We start from the raw sequence: 4,364 nt of genomic DNA, 5'->3' as shown, positions 1-4,364 counted from the left end.
CAAAACGGCGTAATTCACCGATACGCGCGGGCAGCACTTTGCCAAATTTACTGCTGTCCGCCACCAGCACGCGCTGACGTGCGCGCAGCATCGCGTGGTGCTTCATTGCCAGCTCGTTGATGTTGTAGCAGGTTGCGCCCTGTTCCTGATCGATACCCGCCGCTGAAATAAACGCCAGCGTTGGGCAGAGATCGTCGAGGATCGAATGCGCGCCAATCGGCGTGAATAGCGCGTTGTCGGCGTGGAACTCGCCGCCGCTGAGGATCACATTGCAGGCCGGTTTCTCTTTCAGCGCCAGGAAAGTGTTCATCGCGCAACAGATGGCGGTGAACGGCAAGGTGTCAGGAATCGCATCCACGATGTACGGCAGCGTGGTGCCGCAATCAAAAAATACCGTGTCATTTTCACTGATCAGATCCGCAGCAGCCTGCGCCAGGCGCTGCTTGCGTGCGGCGTTTTGACCGTGCTGATCGGAGATGAAGTAGTGTCCGGCGTGGCTTTTCGGATCGCTGACGATATAGCCGCCCAGCAGCACCACGGTTGAAGCCGGTTCGGTGAGATCGCGGCGGATAGTCATTTCCGACACGCCCAGCAGCTGCGCTGCGTCTTTCAGATGCAGTTTATCGGTGCGTTTCAGCGCCTGAGCCAACTTGTGAATACGTTCGTCGCGCCGGGTTTCCATGATCATCTCTGCGTAATTAATCCTGAAGTCGAAGTAGCCTGGTCAAAAATCACGATAAATCTCACATATTTTAATGATTTGCGACGTATTCAGCAGGCCAGTTTTCAATCTTACCTGTAATGAGATCGGCCCGCAAACCTCACGCAGTGCCGCCAATATGTTGCCCTCTAGCCAGTTCGCTCGCCGCCAGGTTGTCTTCCCAATGTTGTTGCATTGTTAGAATAATAACATTCATTTCTACGAATGAATGGCTGTTTATCGGCTTTTTGTCATGATGTTGAGGTGTGAAATTTATCACATAATTAACTTTATTAACCTGATATTGTGATTTTAATAACATTATAAAGCTAAAAATTTACCGGGAGAAAACAATGGATATTGCGGTTATTGGGTCAAATATGGTGGACCTCATTACCTATACAAATCAGTTGCCTAAAGCGGGCGAAACGCTGGAAGCACCTGATTTTGCTATCGGCTGTGGCGGTAAAGGTGCTAATCAGGCCGTGGCAGCCGCGAAGATGGGCGCCAGCGTGATGATGGTGAGTAAAGTCGGCGACGATCTGTTTGCGCCGAATACCGTGGCCAATCTGCAACAGCAGGGCGTTGATACCCGTTTTGTCACCACCGCGGCAGGCACCTCCAGCGGTGTGGCACCGATCTTCGTTGACGATCAGTCGCAGAACCGCATTCTGATTATCAAAGGTGCCAACCAGCAGCTGAAACCGGCGGATATTGATGTCGCAGCCGAGGCGCTGAAAAGCTGCCAGCTGATCATCCTGCAACTGGAGATCCCGCTGGAAACCGTTTACTACGCCATTGATTTTGCCCGTCAGCACCACATCAAAGTGATCCTCAATCCGGCACCGGCGGTAGCGGATCTCAATATCGAATACGCCTGCAAATGCGACTTTTTCATGCCGAATGAAACCGAGCTGGAGATCCTCACCGGCATGCCGGTCACCACCGATGAAGAGGTGAAGCTGGCGGGGCAGTCATTGCTTAAACGTGGGCTGAAAAACCTGATCATCACGCTGGGTGGACGCGGTTCGCTGTGGATGTCCGGCGACGATGTGCATCAGGTTGCACCGACTGCGGTAAAAGCGGTGGACACCAGCGGCGCGGGCGATGCCTTTATCGGTTGCTTCGCCCACGAGTTAGTGAAAAGCGGCGATATCCCGGCCGCGATGGCGCAAGCCTCGGCTTATGCCGCCTGCAGCGTGACCGGTCGCGGCACGCAGCGCTCCTATCCCGACGCGGAAACCTTCCAGCGTTTTCTCAACGTTCACTGAGGTCGAGTTATGCAACCGAACATTGTTCAGCAATCTGATGGCTATCTGAATAAAACGCCGCTGTTCCAGTTCATTTTGCTCTCGTGCCTGTTCCCGTTGTGGGGCTGTGCGGCGAGTCTGAACGACATCCTGATCACCCAGTTCAAAAGCGTGTTCGCGTTAAGCGATTTCGCCAGCGCGCTGGTGCAGAGTGCCTTCTACGGTGGCTACTTCCTGATCGCCATTCCGGCCTCTTTGGTGATCCGTAAAGCCACCTACAAACTGGCGATTTTGCTGGGACTGGCGCTGTATATCGTGGGCTGCGTGCTGTTCTATCCCGCTTCGCACATGGCGACCTACACCATGTTCCTGGCAGCGATTTTTGCCATTGCCATCGGTTTGAGCTTCCTCGAAACCGCCGCCAACACCTACAGCTCGATGATTGGTCATCGCGATCACGCCACGCTGCGCCTGAATATCAGCCAGACGTTCTATCCAGTCGGTGCGCTGATGGGCATCGTGCTGGGCAAATATCTGGTGTTCCAGGAGGGCGATAGTCTGGAAAGTCAGCTGGCGGGCATGAACGCTGAACAGGCGCATGCGTTCCGTCTCACCATGCTGGAGCACACGCTGGAACCGTACAAATATCTGGTGATGGTCTTGGTGGTGGTGATGCTGCTGTTCCTGTTCACCCGCTATCCGCGCTGCAAGCCGGAAAGCAGTGAAAAATCCCTGCCGTCGCTTGGTGAGACCTTCCGCTATCTGGCGGCGAATCGTCACTTCAAACGCGGTATCGTGGCGCAGTTCCTGTATGTCGGCATGCAGGTGGCGGTGTGGTCGTTCACCATTCGTCTGGCGCTGACGCTTGGCGCGATCAACGAGCGTCATGCCTCTAACTTTATGATTTATAGCTTTATCGGCTTCTTTATCGGTAAATTTATCGCCAACTTCCTGATGACGCGCTTCCGTGCGGAAAAAGTGCTGATCGCCTACTCGTTGCTGGGGGTTCTCGCGCTGGCGTATGTGATGTTTGTGCCGAACTTTACCGCTGTCTATGCCGCGATCTTTGTCAGCGCGCTGTTTGGTCCATGCTGGGCGACGATCTACGCCGGTACACTGGCGACTGTCGATAACAAATACACCGAAGTGGCGGGCGCGTTTATCGTGATGTCGATTGTCGGTGCCGCCTTTATTCCCGCGATTCAGGGTTTCGTCTCCGATCATCTGGGATCGATGCAGCTGGCGTTCGGCGTTTCGCTGCTGTGCTTCGCCTGGGTCGGTTACTTCTTCTGGGGCGAGCTGCGCCATAAAAAGCAGGCGGAAGCGGCCGGTCGTTTAGTCGAGGAGATGCCATGAAAACCCGTTTACCGTTACGTCGTGAGCAGTTTCACGAAACGCCCGCCACGCTGCTGCGCAACGAGACGTTCCACGTCGAGCTGTTTCGCTATCCAGCCGGCGTGGAAGCGGTGCGCATCAGCAACCCACGCGGCACGGTAATCGTGCTGCCGTTTTACGGCCAGATGGTGTGGGATGCCAACTTTGACGGCCACTCGCTGACCATGGGCCACAGCTTTAAGCAGCCGCTGCCCGGCAGTTCGATCATTGATACCTACGGCTGTTTTGCTTTCCACTCCGGGCTGCTGGCCAACGGTTGCCCGGCAGAGGACGACGATCATCCGCTGCACGGCGAAATGGCCTGCGCGCGCATGGACAGTGCATGGATGGTGCTGGAGGAGGATCGCGTGTCGCTGGAGGGCGAAACCGAGTATGTGAAGGGCTTCGGCCATCACTATCTTGCCGCACCGGCGGTGCGCCTTGAGGCCAATGCAGCGCGCCTGCACATTGAGATGAACGTCACCAACCTGGCGGGTGCGCCGATGCCGCTGCAGTATATGTGTCATCTGAACAGCGCCTGGCTGGATCAAGGCCGTTTCCAGCAGTCGATCCCGACCGATGCGTTCCAGCTACGCAGCTCGATCCCGGCGCACGTCAAGCCCACGCCGCAGTGGCGCGCGTATACCGATCGGCTGGCGCGCGATCCGCAGGCGTTTCAGCAGTTGGATCAGCCGGAGATGTGCGACCCGGAGATCGTGTTCTTTGCCGATGATCTTCAGCAGTACGGCGATGAGATGCAATTCGAACTGCACTCACCGCAGGGTTTTGCCCTGATGACGCGCTTCTCCAGCCAGCAATTTCCGCACGCCACGCGCTGGATGCTGCATAACCGCGATCAGCAGGTCGCCGCCTATGTGCTGCCGTCAACCTGCCGCCCGGAAGGTTTCAAAGCAGCGCAGCGCGCCGGCACGCTGATTGAGTTGGCACCTGGCGAACAGCGTCACTTTAGCGTTGAAACTGGTATTTTGTAGGGGCGCCATTTATGGCGACCTGGTTTCCAGGTGCGCATGAATGCGCAC

General features: G+C 56.0%; 4 protein-coding genes. 3 read left to right on the top strand and 1 reads right to left on the bottom strand.

Annotated features, from left to right (window positions below):
- On the bottom strand, positions 1 to 682 hold a 682-nt coding region (gene deoR / locus RTY00_RS20655; RefSeq protein WP_312665920.1), incomplete at its 3' end, for a DNA-binding transcriptional repressor DeoR.
- A gap of 371 nt (positions 683 to 1,053) precedes the next feature.
- Here deoR and rbsK point away from each other — a divergent pair.
- From rbsK to RTY00_RS20640, 3 genes are read left to right on the top strand one after another with little or no spacing between them, the layout of a single operon-like run.
- On the top strand, positions 1,054 to 1,971 hold the full coding sequence (gene rbsK, locus RTY00_RS20650; protein ID WP_312665919.1) for a ribokinase: 918 nt from the start codon (positions 1,054 to 1,056) through the stop codon (positions 1,969 to 1,971).
- Positions 1,972 to 1,980: 9 nt separating this feature from the next.
- Entirely contained in the window at positions 1,981 to 3,306 is a 1,326-nt protein-coding gene (gene fucP, locus RTY00_RS20645) for an L-fucose:H+ symporter permease (protein WP_008101752.1), read from the top strand.
- Positions 3,303 to 4,316, top strand: coding sequence for an aldose 1-epimerase family protein (locus tag RTY00_RS20640; RefSeq protein ID WP_312665918.1), 1,014 nt, complete (start codon positions 3,303 to 3,305; stop codon positions 4,314 to 4,316). Before fucP ends, RTY00_RS20640 begins: the two co-directional genes overlap by 4 nt.
- Positions 4,317 to 4,364: the final 48 nt, after the last annotated feature.

It is taken from the genome of Pantoea sp. CTOTU49201 (assembly GCF_032054795.1).
In the GTDB taxonomy this organism is placed as follows: domain Bacteria; phylum Pseudomonadota; class Gammaproteobacteria; order Enterobacterales; family Enterobacteriaceae; genus Pantoea; species Pantoea symbiotica.
The sequence above is the reverse complement of the archived record's forward strand: the minus strand, read 5'-3'. Positions and strand labels throughout refer to the sequence as shown.

Excerpts from the sequence above, each read along its gene's own strand:
- RTY00_RS20640 (WP_312665918.1), top strand. The coding sequence starts at position 3,303 with ATGAAAACCCGTTTACCGTTACGTCGTGAGCAGTTTCACGAAACGCCC.
- rbsK (WP_312665919.1), top strand. The coding sequence starts at position 1,054 with ATGGATATTGCGGTTATTGGGTCAAATATGGTGGACCTCATTACCTAT.
- fucP (WP_008101752.1), top strand. The coding sequence starts at position 1,981 with ATGCAACCGAACATTGTTCAGCAATCTGATGGCTATCTGAATAAAACG.